At 39.0% G+C, this 20347-nt stretch carries 14 protein-coding genes; all 14 read right to left on the bottom strand.

From position 1 onward, the window contains the following. Nucleotides 1–149: 149 nt before the first annotated feature. The 14 genes from KO561_RS16400 to KO561_RS16465 all read right to left on the bottom strand — a co-directional run bounded on the left by KO561_RS16400 (nt 150) and on the right by KO561_RS16465 (nt 20172). A complete protein-coding gene (locus tag KO561_RS16400) occupies nt 150–1697 on the bottom strand; it encodes a response regulator transcription factor (RefSeq protein WP_231094343.1) in 1548 nt (515 codons plus the stop codon). Between the two features lie 6 nt (nt 1698–1703). After that, nucleotides 1704–3431, bottom strand: coding sequence for a sensor histidine kinase (locus KO561_RS16405; protein WP_231094344.1), 1728 nt, complete (start codon nt 3429–3431; stop codon nt 1704–1706). 303 nt (nt 3432–3734) lie between these two features. Continuing rightward, nucleotides 3735–5063 (bottom strand): multi antimicrobial extrusion protein MatE, encoded by a 1329-nt coding sequence (locus KO561_RS16410; RefSeq protein WP_231094345.1) that lies wholly within the window; start codon nt 5061–5063, stop codon nt 3735–3737. Between the two features lie 25 nt (nt 5064–5088). Beyond that, the gene (locus KO561_RS16415; protein ID WP_231094346.1) at nt 5089–6177 is read right to left on the bottom strand and encodes a M24 family metallopeptidase; all 1089 of its coding nucleotides are present in this window, start codon (nt 6175–6177) and stop codon (nt 5089–5091) included. A gap of 146 nt (nt 6178–6323) precedes the next feature. Beyond that, the gene (gene iolB / locus KO561_RS16420; protein WP_231097211.1) at nt 6324–7124 is read right to left on the bottom strand and encodes a 5-deoxy-glucuronate isomerase; all 801 of its coding nucleotides are present in this window, start codon (nt 7122–7124) and stop codon (nt 6324–6326) included. A 59-nt stretch (nt 7125–7183) separates the two neighbouring features. Next, entirely contained in the window at nt 7184–7945 is a 762-nt protein-coding gene (kduD, locus tag KO561_RS16425; protein ID WP_231097212.1) for a 2-dehydro-3-deoxy-D-gluconate 5-dehydrogenase KduD, read from the bottom strand. A 370-nt stretch (nt 7946–8315) separates the two neighbouring features. Then, nucleotides 8316–8462: a sporulation histidine kinase inhibitor Sda gene (locus tag KO561_RS16430; RefSeq protein WP_231094347.1), complete on the bottom strand. Its 147-nt coding sequence runs from the start codon at nt 8460–8462 to the stop codon at nt 8316–8318. A 597-nt stretch (nt 8463–9059) separates the two neighbouring features. After that, nucleotides 9060–10199, bottom strand: coding sequence for a family 8 glycosyl hydrolase (locus tag KO561_RS16435; RefSeq protein ID WP_231094348.1), 1140 nt, complete (start codon nt 10197–10199; stop codon nt 9060–9062). A 27-nt stretch (nt 10200–10226) separates the two neighbouring features. Next, entirely contained in the window at nt 10227–11012 is a 786-nt protein-coding gene (locus KO561_RS16440; protein ID WP_231094349.1) for a Nif3-like dinuclear metal center hexameric protein, read from the bottom strand. A 46-nt stretch (nt 11013–11058) separates the two neighbouring features. After that, a complete protein-coding gene (locus KO561_RS16445; RefSeq protein ID WP_231094350.1) occupies nt 11059–14475 on the bottom strand; it encodes a glycoside hydrolase family 2 TIM barrel-domain containing protein in 3417 nt (1138 codons plus the stop codon). Nucleotides 14476–14596: 121 nt separating this feature from the next. After that, on the bottom strand, nt 14597–16003 hold the full coding sequence (gene uxaC, locus KO561_RS16450; protein WP_231094351.1) for a glucuronate isomerase: 1407 nt from the start codon (nt 16001–16003) through the stop codon (nt 14597–14599). Nucleotides 16004–16071: 68 nt separating this feature from the next. Then, the gene (locus tag KO561_RS16455; RefSeq protein ID WP_231094352.1) at nt 16072–17577 is read right to left on the bottom strand and encodes a GH39 family glycosyl hydrolase; all 1506 of its coding nucleotides are present in this window, start codon (nt 17575–17577) and stop codon (nt 16072–16074) included. A gap of 26 nt (nt 17578–17603) precedes the next feature. Then, nucleotides 17604–18320, bottom strand: coding sequence for a YesL family protein (locus tag KO561_RS16460; RefSeq protein ID WP_231094353.1), 717 nt, complete (start codon nt 18318–18320; stop codon nt 17604–17606). A gap of 214 nt (nt 18321–18534) precedes the next feature. Then, nucleotides 18535–20172 (bottom strand): ABC transporter substrate-binding protein, encoded by a 1638-nt coding sequence (locus KO561_RS16465; protein WP_231094354.1) that lies wholly within the window; start codon nt 20170–20172, stop codon nt 18535–18537. Nucleotides 20173–20347 lie beyond the last annotated feature (175 nt).

Here is a 20347-nt window from a genome sequence, read left to right on the forward strand (position 1 = left end):
TATAAAAATCAGATAAAAATTCCTTCACACATGGATGGTCGACAAAGGAACCTATCATCCCTTCTCATTCGGCAAAAAATTCGATACGAATAATCAGGAAAAAATTCGAATACGAAAAATAACCTATGGCACCATTCATCCATAAGTTATTATCTCTCCATTTTATAATTCGTTGGTGTAACACCTGTGTATTTCCGAAAAACCTGACCAAAATAACGAGGATTATTTCCAAAGCCAACCTTCTCTGCTATTTCAAATACTTTGACTTCTTCCATTTGCTGAATCAATTCAATGGCCCTTTCAACTCTTTGATTAGTCAAAAAAGAAGAAAACTTCTGGCCGGTTTCCTTTTTAAATAGCTTCCCAAGATAGTCTGGATTCATATATAGTACTTCATTGGCAATCTTATTTAAAGACAAGTCGGTATTTGCCAAGTTTTGAACCACATAATCTTTAACTCTAGCAATTAAATGGGATTGCGTTTTCTTTGTCTGTTCAAAAACCGTTTCCGTAATCTCCATTGCTACATCCTTAATAAATGCCTTGACCTCATGTAAATGGTTAAAATCATTGATCTGATAAACATGAAGAAAGTAAGAATCAAACTGATTTTTCTCTGCTTGTCTGATGATTGTGACATACAGCTCTAAACAGTGTGATTTAACAACATTCACATCATATTTTTGACTTAAGATACAGGTAAAAAAATGCTCAATATAGTCCTGGACCTTTTGTACATTGCCACTCTTGATGTCAAAGATACAATCTGTATGATCTAACTGAATATCCTCCGTATTCCGGCTTTGCCACTCATTCGGTGTAATAATGCTTCCACTTCCCAAATAAAAGGATTGTGTTAAACAGTCCAATGCTTCGTTATACAAAATTCTTACTTGACTGAATTCTTTTTGACTACTAATCGCAGCAGTAAAGCTTCTTTTATAAAAGGTGTGAAACGCCTCTTTTGTATTTTGAATGAGCGTGTACAAATCCGAATACGGAACGCTCTCCGTCAAAAAAACCACCTTATCTGCAATCGCAGTAGTCAAAGGATTAGAAGTTAACCCACTTGCCTGTTCCATTAGTATTTCCTTTAATGCAAAGACATGTTCATAATCGTGGTCCTCATCAATTTTTAACATAAGTAACCGCGTGAATCGGCAATCTGTTTCCAAATCAAACAACTGTTTGAAAAAGTGCCACTCCTGTGCTCCCAGCTTTCTGGCTGTAACAAACTCTTTTAACACTTGCTCCCTTGCTTTTGGTAATAGGCTTTCTAGTTTGGTTCGTATATTGCGCACAAAATGTTCTCGACTCTTTCGATCATCTAGTTCTTGTACCACTTGACGAAGTGCCTCTTCAATTTTTTGTTCATTACTTGGCTTTAATAAATAATGGTTGACATGATAGCGCATCGCTTTTTTGGCAAACTCAAATTCATCGTATCCAGACAATATAATAAATCGGATATTCGGGAATACTTGATGGACCTTTTCAATTAATTCGACACCATCCATTCCGGGCATTTTTATATCAGTAATCACAATGTCAGGGGGATCGCTCACAATTTTATGGTAGGCCATTTGCCCATTAAAGGCTTTTTCCTTTAATTCGGTGCCACACCCCTTCCAGTCCACCAAAGCGGCTATTCCCTCTAAAATATTCATTTCGTCATCCGCCAAAAGAACCTTGTACATAGAAATTCACCTCTTAACGAAAGGTAATTTTATCTTAATTTTCGTCCCTATCCCAACTTCACTTTCTATATCGATACCGTATTCCGGTCCAAACATTAGCTTAATGCGTTCATTAATATTATAGATTCCAATTCCAGTACCTTTGGATTTAACCATTCCATTGTATATGGAATGGATCGTCTGCTCATCCATACCTGGTCCATTATCTTCTACCGTTATCTCAAGGTCTTCTTGGTAGCTTGTAATGTGAACATGCACATAACAATTTGCGACCAATTGTTCTAAACAGTGTTGAATCGCATTTTCAACGAGTGGTTGAATCGTTAACTTCGGGATCTGACTTCTATCATAATCAACGGTACTTTCAAGAGAAAAGTCCAGCCGGTTTTCATACCTGTACTTTTGGATGATTATATAATTGTTTACGATTTCTAGTTCATCTTTAACTGTAATTAACGGCGATTTCTTACTAATAATGTTCCTCATCATATTGCCTAGCGCTTCCGCCATTTTGGAAATCTTATCCTGGTGGTTCATTTTAGCTAACCAATTCATGGAGTCTAACGTGTTATATAAAAAGTGAGGATTGATTTGTGCCTGTAACGCTTTATATTCGGTTTCCTTAATAACAAGCTGTTTTTGATAATTTTCGCGAATGAGCTCATTGATCTTAGCTAGCATCGTTCTGAAGTCTTGATGTAATTGTCCTACCTCATCATTATAATATCTTTCTATGTGTATTTCCGATTCGTCAAAATTCCCATTTTGCACATGCTTCATTTTACCCATCAATTTTTCTATAGGCTTTGAAATGTTTTGAGCGGCCCTTCTACTTAACAGAAGAGTCACTGATAACATAAACAAAAAACAGACAATCATAATATTGCGAATCATTCTAGACTGTTTTGTAATGTTTTCAAAAGGAAGAATATTATAATAGACAAAAGATGAATAGCGTGAAGGGATATAGGAAACGAAGTAATCCTTGCCATTGATTTTTGTAATGGTGTAACCGTTTTCATAATTAGCTAATGATAAGTCTTTCATATCCCACATTTGCTCCCCTGTTTGATAAAAAATCTGATTTCGATTCGCAATAACAAAATTTTTATAAGAGGAGAAATTTAAAATCTCATCGATAAACCTTTCCATATGAATCCCAATGGTTAAGACGCCTAAATGTTCTAAGCTTAAGTTTTCCTTTCTTCTAATGAGTCTTGCAGATGAAATTCCATTTTGCTCTTTTATCTTAGACCAAATGTTAGCCCCTTGGGCATCTAACACTTCTAAATAAATACCTTCTATTCGACTCCTCATGTCTGTGTTATAACCTGATAAGAAGGAATTGTTCATGGCGTCAACTATTTGGATCGAGGAAATATAATGCTCCGTGTTAGAGAAGGTTAGCAGACGGTCCGCAAGCTTCATTTTCGACTGGTAGACGGAGTAATTATAGGTATTCTCTTTGATTGTTACTAAATAATCTTGAATAAGTTCATCTGTACTAATTTGAAAAGATAGTTTTTCCATCTTGCGCAATTCCTTATCTATAATAGTTGAGGAAACCTTTAGCATTTCGGCGGATTCTTGGAAGATTCTTTTTTCATATACAGAGGTAAAATAGTGGTAAGTTACAATCCCAATTAAACAAAAGATTAATAATAGTACAAGGGAAACGGAGAATATTTTGTCCTTAATTTTTAGATTTCGGTAGAAAGACAACCTGATAGGCATAAGGGAACCCCTTTCCTTCTTGCTTCGAAAAATTGTAATATGGGCTTTAACGAAGATAACACGCAGCAACTAGCGAGACTTCCGTCACCTCTGTACGATAACTGTTCGACGTTACCCGAATTTCCTTAACCTCTTATGAATAAGGAAGCCTACTAAACCCGGGCACCACGAGCTTTTGTTCAGGAAACTATTTACCATATTCGCCAAAACATTGACATTTCCTTTATCAAATATTAATTTGCCACCTGAGGATGGTTCTGCCCGCGTATATGCACATTGTATTAAGGGGCCAACCACAGCCATTTAATTTCTTTCTTTCTCCACGAACAGAGGTCTCTTCCTACTGATCTGTTTTTGCTTTCTTACAATAATGATTACGATAACTAGGCCAACCAATTCCCCTAATGAAGCTGCAATGGATCCATTCACTCCATTCCATTCTGGAAAGATAGACACACTAATCGATAATAGGATTATAACGGTCACCAAGTTAAATAATTGACTTACTAGCATCTTCCTTGTCTTTCTTTGTAGCATGAGAAACCCGTTTAAGTAATCTACCCATGGGAACACAAGAGTTTTGACAATAAAAAATTTAAGAACAGTTAATGTCGTAAGCGCCAGTTGCTCATCCGCACCCATTGCATACGTCATAAACCAGTGTCCCATCGATGTATAACAAAGAATGCCGAGACATAGCGAAGGAAGGATGCTGATGATGACCATAAATCGGAGAACCTTCTCTTTATTTGCTTGATAAAATTGCAGTACAAGCTGGTGGGTGTACATAAAAAAGCTAAGCACCATTTGCGTAATACTGTGCGCTAACGCAAAAGATGCAATCCCCAGCTCCATTTCGTTTGTATTTGCTAAGAACATATAGACAACGGGTATTAGAATGGTTTGAAGCATGAAGTAAAATACTAACGGTGTATAGAAGCTCATAATTTCTGATTTTTTCAATTCAGGCTGGTTTTCCTCTTTCTTTGCAGGTAAGAGACGTCCACCTTTCCAAACACTAATGAAACACTCGACTACCATACCGGCTAGAAAAATAACGGAACCTACTAAACTTGTAATATAATCAAACGCCACAAACAAATAGGCCGTTAAAAACATAACAGCTAGCCGAACAATTACCATAATCGTGAGCCAATTCGTTTGGAGTTGGTTAATAATTACTCCTTGATAGATTCCCCTTATACCGGAAAACAAAATCACGATGGTAATAATTTTAAATGCGTTAGAAATGGTCTCGACCATATTTTCATCTGCGTTAAATAGATGAATATAAATCCAATCCCCAAATGCCGTGAATGAGATAACAAATCCAAGCGCCATAATAGACAACAACACATAAGCAAGTACCGATATTAATAGTCTAAAAGATTTCCGATCATGTACAAGTGCAGAACTCGTTTGTCGGAATACGATCACAGGTCGCTCAATAATCCCGAATAAAGAAAATGCGACTGCATAGCAAGCAATAATAAAGGCAGCTTCATCACCACGGCTTAATGTACCATTTATGATGACATGTGTAATAGAGGTTAGACTTGCGGATATTCCTAACGGGATAAAAAATGCCCCTAGCTGTTTATATGAAATAGATTCACTTCCATCCGTCTGCACCCGTATCCCTTCTCTCGTTCGATATTTATCCTTTCCAAGACCTAACTAAAATATCTGGCCTCTTCATCGTGCGGTTTCCAATCTGTACTTCCACAGTTGGATATTGACCGGTCGAACTGATGATTTCCGCCCCATCGGGACGAGCCAATATCGTATCCTCGGACTTAACCCCAGCGATACTAGGATTCCACGCATAAATTTGACCTTGTTCCACAACATGTGAAAGGTCATCTTTCAATAAAAGCTGCTCCCGTGTTGCGTAGCCCGTTAATCCCCCTTGGTGATGGTGCTTCCATTCATCGGGATACCCTACGTTTTCATAGGCATCCATCATCACGTTAAATAATTCGTGATAGCTTTTGCCTGGGTACGTATGATGGATAAGTGTAGCATCAACTGTAACAACTGCTTTGTGACGATCTTGAAGTTCTTGTGAAACCGGCCCGAAATGCATCAACCGAGATACCGACACAATTCTACCGTTCCGTCTCCCACAAAGGCCGACCAACACATAGTTATCTATCCGTTTGGATGTAGGGAGAGGGTGCCTCCATTTTAAGGCCCGTTCATCTACCGCAACCAAATTCACTATAGATTCCACTTCCCTTTCTAAACAGTTGGAAGCAAGCTTTGCAGAGATATCATACTCTGAATCACCTTTTTTAATCTCAAACATCGTCTGTTCAATGGCAGAAGCTGTATCTTGTGCCAATTTTTCTAAAGATAGCTTGTCATTGGCGGAATGAATCGTTCGTAGCTGTTTGAGTTCCTCTTCCAACTCAGCCTCATCCTTCACTAGGAATCCAGAGGTACATTTTCTAATCAATTCTTCTTTTTTTAATGGATCAAACCACGGAAACGTCTCTACTCGGTCCACCTGAATCTGAATTTCTTCCTCTAATAGACGATTTTTTTCAATATTACTCGTTACCACAACTGTTTCGTTCACCGTCACGATAACCGACATAACCGAGCTTTCCATCGCTATATTGATATGACTTCTCCCACCAATAAGCCAGGAAATATTAGCTTGCTTGTGGAAAATCACACCATCTACCTTTCTTTTATGAAGCAGGTCTCGAATGCTAGTTATTATGCGATTAGATTTAACCAATGCCTATACCACCTCTTTTGAATGGGATCTATAAAGTTCGTAATCTATAAAAAGCGGAAAAGTTCAGAATGAATTTTTCCAGGCTTTTTAACAGTCTCTATAAGTTGCAGAAACAACTACCCTAAAAGGGTAGTTGAATCACAAAACTATTTATCATGTAGCCATTTATGGTCTGGGTCCTCATATGGATATAGTTTTCTACCCGTTTCACCAGCCATAAACCAGAGGTAGTACACTTCATATCCACCCGCGCTTCCAACAGGATGATACCCAATATCTATCGCAAAGCTATCGCCATGTCGGATCGGATAAGCAACATCTATGTTTCCATCTTTTGTGTAATGATGCTGTACACCAAACCCTTGTTGCGGATTCACCTGATAATGATAGATTTCTTCTAAATTAGGTTCCTCTGGATAAAATTCTCCATCATGCTTATGAGGTGGATATCCTGACCATTGACCAGGTTTATTAATTGTTTCTCCTAATACAATTCGATGTACTTTTCCATCCGCGTTATCTGTGACAACATCATATACAGTGCGATTCCATTGTTTTTCACCACGTTTGTGGACAACTACATCCTCTGGCATAACAACAAAAGGCTCATGTTTTTCCACTGCTTTTGCTTTACATACAGCGATCACAACCTTTGTATCTGCCTTTACCGTGTAGTTAGATTGACATGGAACATAAACAGCCGTTGCCTTATCCTCAAAAACCGTTTCCCTTCCACCAAGATTTTCCCAGTTCTTATTCCCTGTCGCGATAGATGCCTTCCCTGTTAAGATCACCAGAACATGCTCGTAATCGTTAGTATCTGAATAATACGTCTCTCCTATATCAAGGGAAAGCTTCGCAAATGCAAGATACTCTAACTTTTCGTAAGCATCATCAAAAATTTCTTGATAACCATTTCCCTTTTTCGCCTTTACATATCTCTCCATCACTTCTCCACTCTCCTTTAAAATAACAACGTTGTTATTTTTCTGTATAAAAAGTTATACTACCTACCCATCCAACCACCATCCACTATTAAAGTATGACCATTTACGTAGTCTGATGCCGGAGAGGCAAGAAAAGCAGCAGCACCAATTAAGTCAGCCGGTTTTCCCCATCTACCGGTTGGAATTCTAGCTAAGATGGATTCATTCCTCACTTTGTCACTTCGTATTGCCTCCGTATTATTCGTTTCAATATACCCAGGTGCAATCGCGTTTACTTGGATTCCTTTTCCTGCCCATTCATTTGCTAGTGATTTTGTCAGTCCAGAGACCGCATGCTTACTCGCCGCATATGCAGGTACAAAAACACCGCCTTGAAAGGATAATAAGGAGGCAATGTTGATCACTTTTCCTGTTCCCCTTTGAATCATTTGCTTTCCAATTTCTTGTGATAAAATAAATACGGCATTTAAGTTCACATCTATCACCCTCATCCACGCCTCCTCATCGAACTCAGCAGCTGGTTGACGATGAATGACTCCGGCATTATTAATAAGAATATCAATATCGTAGTTTTCTAGAATTGGCCTAATGTGAGAACGTATGGCTGCAGTATCGCTTAAATCGACAATGACAGAATCATAATCTCCTCCAACTTCTTCAATCTTTTTTTTCGTTTCTGATAAATTATTCTGGTGACCTAATAATAGAACCTTCGCACCAAGTGAAGCCAGCCCTACGGAAATTGCTTGACCAATTCCTGTCCTTGCACCAGTAACTAATGCGGTCTTCCCCTCTAGGGAAAAATAGTTCAAATCAAACAATACCTTCAACTCCTTCCTCCTTTTTGTATGCGTTTACTTTATTTCGTTTTGCTACTCCTTTCCTTCCTTTTTTTCATTATACAAGAAATAACAACGTTGTCAAAATGGACTTATGCTTCTTTTTTATTTAGGTATCCGGATTATCGTGTAGAAAATTGTTTTGATGTGTCTGCTCACGGAGCATTCCTTTGTGCACTTATACTTAGAACCCTAAAAATTTTACTACATCGACTTTCTCCTTGAGAAAGATTCTTATCTTTCAAAAAAAGACAAGAATGCCACCATGACACCCTTGTCTCTTATCCATATAATCTTAATAAACTCCGAAAGCTAGAAGCTATTAATTTTCGCCTCTTCCCCTATTAATACCTTAGCACACCACTTTGTCCTTTATTTTAATCGTTAACTTACGTCTTACAATTTCGTCCTCAAGCAAACGAATGAAGTCATCCTCCAGATCTAATTCCAATGCACTATAGTAAGAATTGATTAATTGTTTGTCTGAAATGTTTAACACTTTCTTTTACCCCTTTTCCACTGATCTAGACCAAATTTGAAACAGTGTCTTCATGGTGTAAAGGTCTATCCTATGTTTGATTTAATAGCACCTGCTTTACTTTTCCAATAAAATAGCTTCTAATAGGCAAGTTGGATAGAACTCTTGACTCTTCCTTTATCTATACCTTTACCTTGAAGAGGCTGTTTCAACTATGTAAAAATGTCTTGAATGTGATCAGAGGTCATACCTTGTTAGCAAACATTTAACCACTTCGTAAGCCAAAACACTTTTATTTTCTTGTGTTGTCATCCAATCCCTATTTAGAACAAAAAAAGGATAGAAATCCATTCACTCTATCCTTTTGTTTATATACCGAATTCTGGAATGTTCCTCAGACATTATATAAGAAAAACCAGTATAGGACAAGAATAATGGGCAGATTTATACACGTAAAGATTGTCTATTTTTAGGAGATTACAGGGGCAATGATTAAAAAAGTATCGAAGTTTGTCTAACGATAAGAAATCATTACACAATCTATCTGTAATTGTCTAACGATTTTTCTATTTCTAACTTTAGGAAAAGGGGTGCGGCTTCTAAAAAAGCTCTACCCTTTCAATGTGGCATCCAGATTTTGAAGTTACCGCTCAAAGCGAGTAAAGCAAAAAAGTATAAACAGTTATCATAATAACGTCTATCCCCAGTGCGTACTGGTGTATTCCAAAATAAATCAACGCATTTCTTTGCGTTTTCACCAGAAGTAGCAAGAGAAGCCATGGCATTCGATGCAATTAAACCAACCGGATGAAGGGACTTTTCTTCAAAAGGCTCCCCTTCTACCGTATAGCGTCGATAGTTACTTGGATCTTTGTCAACGAAAAATCCTTGAATTTTTTCGGCTATATCCGTGGGGCACTTCTCATCTTTGAACCACTCATAATCAAGTCCAATATTACAAGCCACTCGGTAGGAGTCACTAAAAAAGTGACCATATCCATTTTCATCATTAGGTGTACCATCATAATAAGCATACTCTGGCGCTAAGCCTGTTTCTGGGTGACAAGCAATTTTCAGGTAGTTTCTACTTGTCTTTGCAGCTTCCTTCCAAAACGGTCTATCCTCAGGGACTGACCAGAGGGCAAAAAGTTCGTAAAAATGTGGCAAGTGGTAGGAAGGATCTGAAAACTCGACTCCCGGTACGAATTTTATAAGTTTGTTGTCTAGATTCCACATCGGACTCCCTTTACCGTTTTCTCCTTTGTGAAGACAGGTATGCAACAACTTTCTGGCTTGTTCTCCATAATTGAACGGCGCTTCTCTATCTCCCCAGCGATGGGATGCAAAGAATAGGGCTAATGCGAAATATTCTTCGCCATCCGGTGCTGGTCCGTACGAGCGTTTGGACCCATCCGTATTACACGACCATGCAAAATAACCAGCATTCACGCCTTCTTCCATATACATGTTCTTTTTTGTCCATTTCCATAGACGATCAAACACATCCTTCTTATCGAGTTGAACAGCCATCATCATCCCATAGGACATACCCTCTGTTCGAACATCTAAGTTACCTGTATCAAGCATATACGCTTCATTCGTTCCTACCTCAAAATAGATTTGTGTTTCGGGGTGTTTATCCGAAAACAAAAGCTCCCATGATTCTTCCAAGCGTTTGTTGATTTCTGTTTCGTCATAACCGTATTCTTTAAGTAGATTTCTGTATTGTTTACTGTGGAAAGCTGATTCTGTTTTCATTATCTTAACCTCCTCCTGATCAGTAGTTTATAAGACTTTAAAATTGGGTTTTACCGGAATAAAATGCACTGGAGTTACAGGGAATAACCGTTCCAATTCTTTAGCAAAATGCTTCATGCCTGGTTCTTCACTTTCCGCATGACCAAGAACGATTACTGCCTTTTCCTGCCCAACAGAAACAGAGTCACGCACAAATTCTGGTGTTTCCCATTCAGGACCTTCCCCATAAATAACTAGATCTAAATTTTCTTCCTCCATAAGTGGAATGACATGATCTCCACCTCCCCTAAACCCAGCGAATATGCCTATTCGAGTCACTCGTGTGGAAATATTCCCGACAACACGAACATAGTTCAATTCTAATTTCCGTTTCACATGCTCAGCTATTTCCTTCACCGTCATTTCCGGTATTTTCATGACGCTTGCTACTGGTAAATTCTTTTCAACAAAGGACTCCCATCCAAGTGATAAGATAAGCCCTTGCGTAATGCCATCTGGTTGATACTTGTGGATATAATCATGACAACGAAAAATAGCTAATCCTGAATCTTCTATCAGTTTGTGTTTCTCATCATATATCGCACCAGATTCACTCTTATCCCCATGACTAAAGAAAATTCCTTCATGGGTAATTAACAGATTGGCCCCAAGTCCGATAGTTTCTTTTATCACATCATAAGTAGGCATAAAGGCTACAGCTATTCCGGAAACCTCCGCGCTAGGTGAACCAAATTTCAATGTATCCACAGTATTCTCTAAGACACCTACTGGTTTTATGAGTTGATCCATAACGTCTCCAATAGTAATTGCCAACCTGCTCATCCCCTCCAATGGACTATCCCCTAATCCTCTGTCGACCCTACTGCTCAAATCGGAACCAATGAAAGTCAAAGTTACTTCCAGGCAAGAACACGAAAGTAACTTTTTGCATACCCGTTACTTTTGCCAAGTCAAATACGCGTTCTTCCGCTTCATCCGAATAGTTAAATTCTACAATTTGCGTATGCTCGCCCTCCTCACTAGTAAATTTCACATGGATTGTGTTTTTATCGATGGGAGACCTGCCTTTTATAACTAATTTGCTAGTATCATCCCTTGTAAAGTCCAAGCCGTTGAACTCTAACGAAACGTTATTCCCAATTCCATCGACACTATTTTCGTTTATCGTAAAGGTGTCGCCATAAATATAGTCACTTTCGGTAGCCATGTTTTGCTCAAACGCACGGCTTTTCTTCTCAAACAAGAATCCTTTTATATGCACCTTTTTATTTACAACAAAACAAATCGATGTAATTCCTTTCAGCCGTTTTGACAAGCGGTAGGTTTCTTCTTGGTACACATTCCACTCGGACGGTTTTTGATAAATAACATCAGCAATTAATTCGCTGCCTTCTTCGTTAGGCATCCCTTCCCATATTTGGATTGGATATTCCTCGCTTGATAAAGCAAAAATGGGGACAGTAATCGTATCCGAACCATAATCACCAAAGTCAATATCATGGAAGCCTACTTGCGTTTCACCATCTCGACTTGTTGCAACACCGCGCTCGTTCCCGTTAGTTATCTCGCCTTTGCAATAATCATAGAGTCCAGCTGAGATAAAACCGTACGGATCTTTGTAAGCTGTTCCTAACCCTTCAGTCCTGAACTCTAATTCTGAAATAATCTTAATCTTATTCGTTCCATTTTTGCTCGTACAACGGACGCGGAAATCTCCGTCTCCTAATGCTGTCACCTTAGCTTCTTGTCCGTTCGCTTCTATCTTTGAGATATTAGATTCAATTCCTCCGTCAAGTACGACGCTCCATTCCACATCCTGATAGGGAGTAGCTTCAGGATGCAACTTAGCATGAACCATTATTTCTTTCCTTTCCGGATTCAACAATTGTCCAGAACTAGTCACAATCTCTACTTTTCGGACTGGAATTTCCTGATCAGTTCCCATGACAATAGGCATATCTTCATTTTTCGAGGCTGCTGAAATCCCCACTGGTGAATCAGCAGGAACTGAATCCAATTCCAACAACTCCCTTTCTAAACCGTTCGAACGAACCTCAATCTTGATCGGACCAGGCTCTAACGCTGCACCAACGATGGCCATTAATTTCCCACTAAATAACCGTCTGCTCTTCCCTTTATATAGATCGTAATCGGTGCTGTCCCCATTATCTAAGCCAAGCAAGCGTCCAGCACCCGTTACCTCCACATGAACACGAATTGTTGCGTTTTCTACTCGATTTCCATTTTCATCTTCTGTCGTAATCTCAATAAAGAGGAGATCCGTTCCATTTGCTTTGATTTGCTCGCGATCGGCACTCAAGCATACCTTCTTCGCATCACCAAATGACTTTCTCACATCGGTAGCAATGACGTTCCCATCCTCATCATAAGCAACTGCTTTTAACTCACCTGGTTGATAAGGAACCTTCCACCATCCGACTAAATCTGTCCCATGTTCATGGTTAATATCTTGATTCCCTATCTTTTCCCCATTTAGCTGTAGCTCTATTTTTGGCGCATTGGAACATACACGAATATCAATGATTTGTCCCACGTTAAAATCCCAATACGGGAAGAGGTGCACCATTGGTTTTTCCTTGTAATCTGTCCAGGCTGCTTGGTATATGTAATAAGAATCCTTCTTAAACGTAGCTGTATCTACTTGTCCCAAATAAGCATTTTTCGTATGATACGGAGTAGGCTCGCCAATATAGTCAAATCCCGTCCATAAGAATTGCCCTAAAGAAAATGGAGTATCTCTTTCTGCAATAATACAAGCCTCAGCTGACTTTGCTCCCCAGCTTGTTGAGCTGTTACCTAGTGCAGAGCATTGTTCATCATCATCAGCTAAAATCGATTTTTCAAACGGAAAATGGTAAATTCCTCGACTTTGCACTACCGAAGCTGTTTCACTCCCATAAATAACCCAGTCAGGATGCTCCTCGTGATGCTTTTGATAATACTTTTCCGCATAATTATAACCAGCGACTTTCACGATGTCGGCACACTTTTGTGCATTTTGCCAAGGCATGAAATTAGAGCCTATCGTAATTCGAGCATTTTCTTTCGGGTCGTATTTTTGAACTTCTTCCATGAGCATTTTGGTTAATTCTTGCCCACGCTTATCCGCATGGGTGTCATAAATTTCGTTTCCGATGCTCCATAAAAGCAGGCTCGGATGATTTCTGTCGCGCATGACCCAGCTTTTCACATCAATAAGAGCCCATTCTTTAAAGAACCGAGCGTAATCATAGGGTGTTTTCGACCTTTCCCACATATCAAAAGCCTCGGTAACAACTAGAAACCCCATCTCATCCGCTAAGTGCATCCATTCTTTTGCCGGCATGTTATGGGCTGTTCGGATCGCATTCACGCCCATGTCTTTTAAAATCTCAAACCTTCTTTTTAATGCATTTTCGTTAAACGCTGCTCCTAATGCTCCTAAATCATGGTGTTCACAAACGCCATTTAATTTCATTTTTTCTCCGTTTAAGTGTAAGCCTTCATTCGGATCAAGCCGAATCGTCCGAAATCCAATACGCTGGGACACCGATTCTATTAACCTTTGGTCGTGACCAATTTGCAATTCCGTTTTCAATTCATAAAGGTTTGGTTCTTCCACACTCCATAATAAAGGGTTATCAACAAGGAGCACCTGCGAATTACCTACTACACCGTTGTCCTTATCAGGTTGTAACGGTTCAGAAGTAGTTGCTATCTCTTGCCCTTTATACAAAATGGTATGGATTAACAGAGCATTCGTGTCGATGTTCAGCTCTGTGTCAACTTCCACCTGCCACCGCTTGTCATTCTCTTTTATACAAACATAGATTCCATCCGTTACAATATGGTTTTGACTTCGCGTTTTAAGCCAGACATTACGGTAGATTCCTGCCCCTGAATACCACCTGCTGTTTGGAGCCTGATGAATCACTTTAACAAGGATTTCATTTTCACCCTCTACTACTGCTTCGGTAATGTCATGTTCAAATGAGGAATAACCGTTTTTCCATTCCCCCATATATTGCTGATTCACGTACAAGGAAGAATCCATATAAACCCCATCAAAACAGAGTAGAATTTGATCGTCTGCTTCCTTTAGGGAGAATGTTTTGCGATACCAACCAATACTATTTTCATAAAGATTCAGCGTATTATAAATCAACCAATCATGAGGTAGATCGACCTGTTCAAAGATGAGACCCTTCGTATTTGCCGCTTCTAAAACACTCTTTACGAATTCCCATCCATCGTTAAAAAGTACCTTCTTATTCATGTTTGGCAACTCACTTTCCTTATTTTTTCTGGCTATCACAAGGAATGGGTAGTTTTACTTCCTATTCTCTTTTTAAGCCATTACTTAGGAGTAAACTACCCATATCCATTCATATATTTACTTACAAATCTATCTCCATATAGTTCACAATGTTATGAAACGAAATGTCCTGGACCATTCGTCCAAGCCTTTCTATGTTAGCTGGGTATTCTCCGTTTTCCACCCATTTTCCAATGATGTTACAAAGTATTCTTCTAAAATATTCATGTCTCGTATAAGAAAGCAGGCTACGAGAATCGGTTAACATGCCTACAAACCTAGACAATACGCCAACGTTTGCAAGTGTTTTAATTTGGTCCTCCATCCCATCCCGATGGTCGTTAAACCACCAAGCTGTACCAAACTGCATCTTCCCCGGCACGTCCCCATTTTGAAAGTTACCAGCAAGGGTTGCGAGCATGTAGTTATCACGCGGATTTAGATTATAGAGCACCGTTTTGGGAAGATGATTGGATGTATCTAGTTCATTAAGTAGCTTAGAAAGATCTTCTGCATAGGTAAAGTCTGCCATAGAATCATAGCCAGTATTTGGTCCAATCGATTCTACCATTCTCGTATTTGTCCCTCGTAATCCACCAATATGGAATTGCATCGCCCAGCCCTTTTCGGCATAGAGCTTACCAAGGTGAAGGAGTACAGCTGTCTTAAATGCAGCCACCTCTTCATTTGTCATTACGTCTTGATGAATCGCTTTCTTGAAAATACCATCACATGTTTCATGATTCGCAAGCTGGAAAAAGGAAGCATCAAGCCCGTGGTCAGAAAGCCGACAGCCAACCTCATGAAAGTATTCGACACGATCGGACAGCGCTTCCAAAAAGTCTGAAAAGGTTTCAATAGATATACCACTTGCCTTCTCTAATTTCTGAACCCATTCAGGAAAATCACCTACATAAACGTTTAGGGCACCATCCGGGCGAAAAGTTGGCAAAACCTTCACATCAAAGGTATCATCTTCCTTTAATTGCTTATGATATTCTAATGAATCTACAGGGTCATCGGTGGTGCATAATGCTCGGACATCAAATTGTTTCAGTATCCCTCGTGCAGAAAAATTTGCTTGGCTGATTCGCTTCATGCTCTTTTCCCAGATTTGCTCGGCTGTTTCTGGTGCCAATTCTTCTTCAATTCCGAAACAGCGTTTTAGCTCTAAGTGTGTCCAATGATAAAGGGGATTACCGATTAGCTCCGGTACCGTTTCCGCCCACTTTAAAAATTTCTCTTTTTCACTTTTGGTACCAGTCACATATTCCTCCGCCACACCATTCGCTCTTAACACACGCCACTTATAATGATCCTCTCCTAGCCAGGCATCCGCAATAGAAGAAAACCGTCTGTCCTCTGCAATTTCTTTAGCAGTTAAATGACAATGATAATCAAAGATTGGCATACCCTTGGCATAATTGTGATAGATTCTTTTTGACGTTTCCGTTTCTAATAAAAAATCTTCATTTAAAAATGACTTCATTTTACACCTCTATTCCTGGCCATCGTTTCGTATTGGAAAAATTTCAGGTGGGACTAGTACTGCGTCATTTAATAGGACGTAATTAAAGAATCATCCAACCCTATATACGTGTCCGTCTCGTCACCAACCGGAATTACCTCAATTAAGGACACTTCGTTTTTGGTTAATGTTACGGTAAGCACAATTTTCCCGTCTTCGCTTTTCCTATTGTCCGTTCTTACCAGTGGTTGTGCTACACGTTTGAGCGTTTCTACCATGTCTTGACTTGGAAACCTTGGACGCCCCATGTCCTTCCATGCTTGCCAAGGATTTGCATGCTGTTCATCAACCGTATGGCGCTTGATAAATAGATTACCAGCCTCAACTGGAATTTCAAACGTCACTTCTTTCTCATGACCCTCTCCTTTGTCCATTACTAGATTCCAAACAACAAGGGCGATTGAACCATCCTGTCTTTTGGTAACAATGGTATTTTCATCCCGATACAATTGGTCCTTACCTAGTTTGCTAAAGAATGAGAAAAGATGAAAAGTTGGCTTAGGCACTTCATTTATTCCAAGTAATCCAAAGCCGCCGTGAAACTGGGATCGTGGTACATCACGCTCTTCAAATACATCACTAAACGTCCAGTAAGAGAACGAGTCAACAAAATCTCCGCCCTCACTTAAAATCCGTGCCAAATAAGCCGCATTAAGAACGGTGTCATGAACTGGATTAATCGGACTATAAGATGTGTTATATTCCGTTATATGAAACGGCAAATTCGGAAAGGCAGAATCCTTGATTAGACCACGAACCGTTTCAAATTCCTCGAGCATTTTGATGTTTTCCGCAAGTTCCTGATAATAGTAATCTGGAGTTACCTTGTTCGGTTGATGGGACGTGTAGGCATGACGAGAAACAAAGTCAATTGGTACATTCTCTTCCTTACAGAATTCTAAAAATTCCACGATCCATTCGTCAGATCCACCACAAATGGCTGGTCCACCAACTTGGATATTTGGATGTACTTCCTTGATTGCCACTGCAGTCCTTTTATATAGCTTAAAATATTCTGCTTTATCAGCATCCTTCCAAAAGTTTACTAAATTAGGCTCATTCCAAATTTCAAATGGCCATTTCACTACTTCCTCTGCTCCATATCTGTGAATAAAATGCTGCGTAACCGCTTGAATTAATTCTGTCCATTTGACGTAATCCTTTGGAGGCGTAACATTTCCTTCCCAAGTGAAAATCGTTTGGTTCCCTGAGGCGAGTAGCTTTGGCATAAACCCAATTTCGATAAAAGGACGGATTCCAATTTCTAAAAAGGAGTCAAAAATTCGGTCGATATAAGTGAAATTATAGAACGGTTTTACTTCACCATCCACCTCCATTTCGCGGTATATTCCAATATCATCATGCAAAAGCCCGTGACCGCGAATATATGTAAAGCCTATTACCTTTTGAACTAGTTTCAAGTGGTCTAGGTAATCTTGTTGTAGGGCAAGCCCCAGCCGACCTGTACCAATACAATATTTCCAATTATCGTTAAATTCTTGTTGAATGTTATTTCCAACCATTATTTTACTCATCCATCTCATCACCTTAACTGTATGATTTAATTCACATCTTGATTTTCAACAGTCGTTTCCTCTTTTTTAATAAAATGTTCTTTAATATCATCCATAATTGCGTGATTATTTAATGCAAGTGCGTATGCTACGAGACCCGCTATAAATAATAGAAGGAAATCGGAAACAATAAACATCAAAAACAAGGTTATAAGTACAATTCCAATGTTACCGACTGTATGTTTCATTCTTGTAAAGCTGTAATACATGGAGAGACGATAAATATCCCTTACCCGAAAGCTGAAGTTAGAACTAATGGAGAAAACATAGATTGATAGTGTCCCCAATAACACGAATAAAACAATCAATATTCCTGAAATCACTTGATTTCGTGTTGTTGGATCAGCACTTAGATATTGAATATCCATCATAATAATAGACAAAATGACCAACATCGGTACCCAAACTTTTAGGCTGTCTAGGAAATTTATTTTATACCCATAAAAGAAATCTTTAGTCGGGGAAATTTCTTTTTCACGTATTAACTTTGATAATGTGTAAAATAAAGCAGCAATGGCTGGCCCAGTTGGTATTAGCGTTAGACAGTAAACAATAATATTGGAATAACTAGGAATTAATGTGAGGAAGAAAAATAAAAATAGGAGGTTACAGACTACAAAGTACACGTTCACTAGCGCCAACCAATAAATATAATTCGTTAGGACAGATAACGTCCCCTGTCCAAATTCTTTTCCATTATCCATGACAATCCCATCCTTTATTTTGTCATCTATGAAGGTATAACCTTTATTGTGATTTTATCATGAACAAAAAAGACAAACACATTTACACTAGCGAAGATCCCAACTATAATTTGATTTTAATAGATATAGCGTAAAACTTTTTTCCGTAATACAAAAAGGCAAGCCTGCCTGTAAAAGCTTACAGGCAGATTACCTTATAAATACCTAAAGTTCATCATTTGTTAGATTGATATACTTCATTTGCTTGCTCCACATATCTTTGGAGACCTTTTGCTTCTAATTCTTTGATGTAAGCATCCCATTCCGATAAGTCACGTTGTCCTAGGATAAACTGAAGCGTGCTTTGTTTTACGTGATCCAGAAGTGGTGTGCTTAATAACGTAGCTTGCTCTAATTCCATTTCATTATATTTAATTGGTGGATCTGGAAGTAATGTTTCTTTTGTTTCATGCATCCCATTTTGGAACGCAATTTCTTCTTCACTAAACATAGAGTGTAGCAATTCTGTTGAACCACCGTAAGAGAATACCCCACCAGAGAAACCGAAATCAACGTTTAATTGTTTAGGTGCACCTGGGTTAAGGCCAACATAGTCAACATCTTCAGCAATTTGTCTCTTGCCGTTATCATCCACTGTGTACGTTGTACCTTCTACACCCCACTTCGTGAATTCCTTCCCTTCTGGGCTGTAATATAACCAGTCAATAAATTGCATCATAGCATCGAAGTTTGGATCGTCCTTTGCTTTAGATGAAATCATAATCCCGTTTTCGAGCTTAGAACCACCCATTACATGGCCAGCAGGACCACCAGGTACTAGAATTTTACTAATTTCGAAGTTTCCTTCGCCGAGTGCTTTGTTAAGCTTGCTGCGGTAATCTATAACAGATTGAGAGTTTGCATTTATAACGAACGATTCTTCATTTACTAACTTCTGAATAGCTTGATCATCCTCTTGCGTTGCACTTTCAGGGTCTAGTAAACCTTTTTCAACTAATCCGTGGAAGTAAGTCACCATTTTCTTATGTCCTTCAGATGCTGGACCAAAGTAGAACTCTTCCTCATCATGGTCAAACATTAAGCCATTACCAAGTCCCCATCCAGCTCTTGTTCCGAATGTAGTTGCAGCAACATTCAGTGTACTTTCAAATTTAAAACGATCAGAGAAAGGGGTGGAATTTGGATAGGCTTCCTTCATTGCCATTAATACTTCTTCTAATTCTTCCCACGTTTTGGGTTCTTCAAGTCCTAATTCCTCTAAAATATCTTTTCGCATTGCTAATGTATAGTCAGGCCATACTTTTTCATGCATGCCTGGTAATAAATAAAACTTTCCATCTTCCTGTCTCAATGTATCTAAATACGGTTCCATGTCATACTTTTCAACAGCGTTTTGGAAGTGTGGCATTAAATGTAAGTAATCACTAACCGGAAGTATAGCACCCGAAGCAACGAATGGTGTTTCTTGCCCAGGGTAGGTTTTAGGAATGATTAATGGAGCTTCCCCACCACTGATTAACAAACTACGCTTTTGTTCGTAGTCACTCATCGGTACAATCGTCATATCTAAGGATACGTTCGTTCTTTTCTTCATTTCTTCGAATAATAACCAATCCTCTTGGTATGGATAATTTGGATGGTCACTATAAAGCATGGAGAATGTAACTGGCTCTGTTGCCTTAAATTGGTCACCCACACCATAATCCTTCATGGCTACACCAGATACTTCACCATCCTTTTCTGAAGAACCTTCTTCAGATCCCGCTTCTTCTGCACTTTTGCAAGCTGCCAATACACCAATAACTAAAACCATGGACATTAACAACAATAATTTGTTAAAAGATTTACTCAATTACTCCTCCCCCTTTTTTATATCAGTTCGTTTCAAAGCGACCCAGCATTCCAGTGTCAACTTGCAGAGTGAACCACCCCCTCAGTCCTATTAAACGCTTTCATTTATTTCCAGACGCTTCCGACTTATTCCCAACCATTGGGAAGAGTCGAAATGTCCTTGGTACCTACCATCC

It is taken from the genome of Radiobacillus kanasensis (assembly GCF_021049245.1).
GTDB lineage: Bacteria > Bacillota > Bacilli > Bacillales > Amphibacillaceae > Radiobacillus > Radiobacillus kanasensis.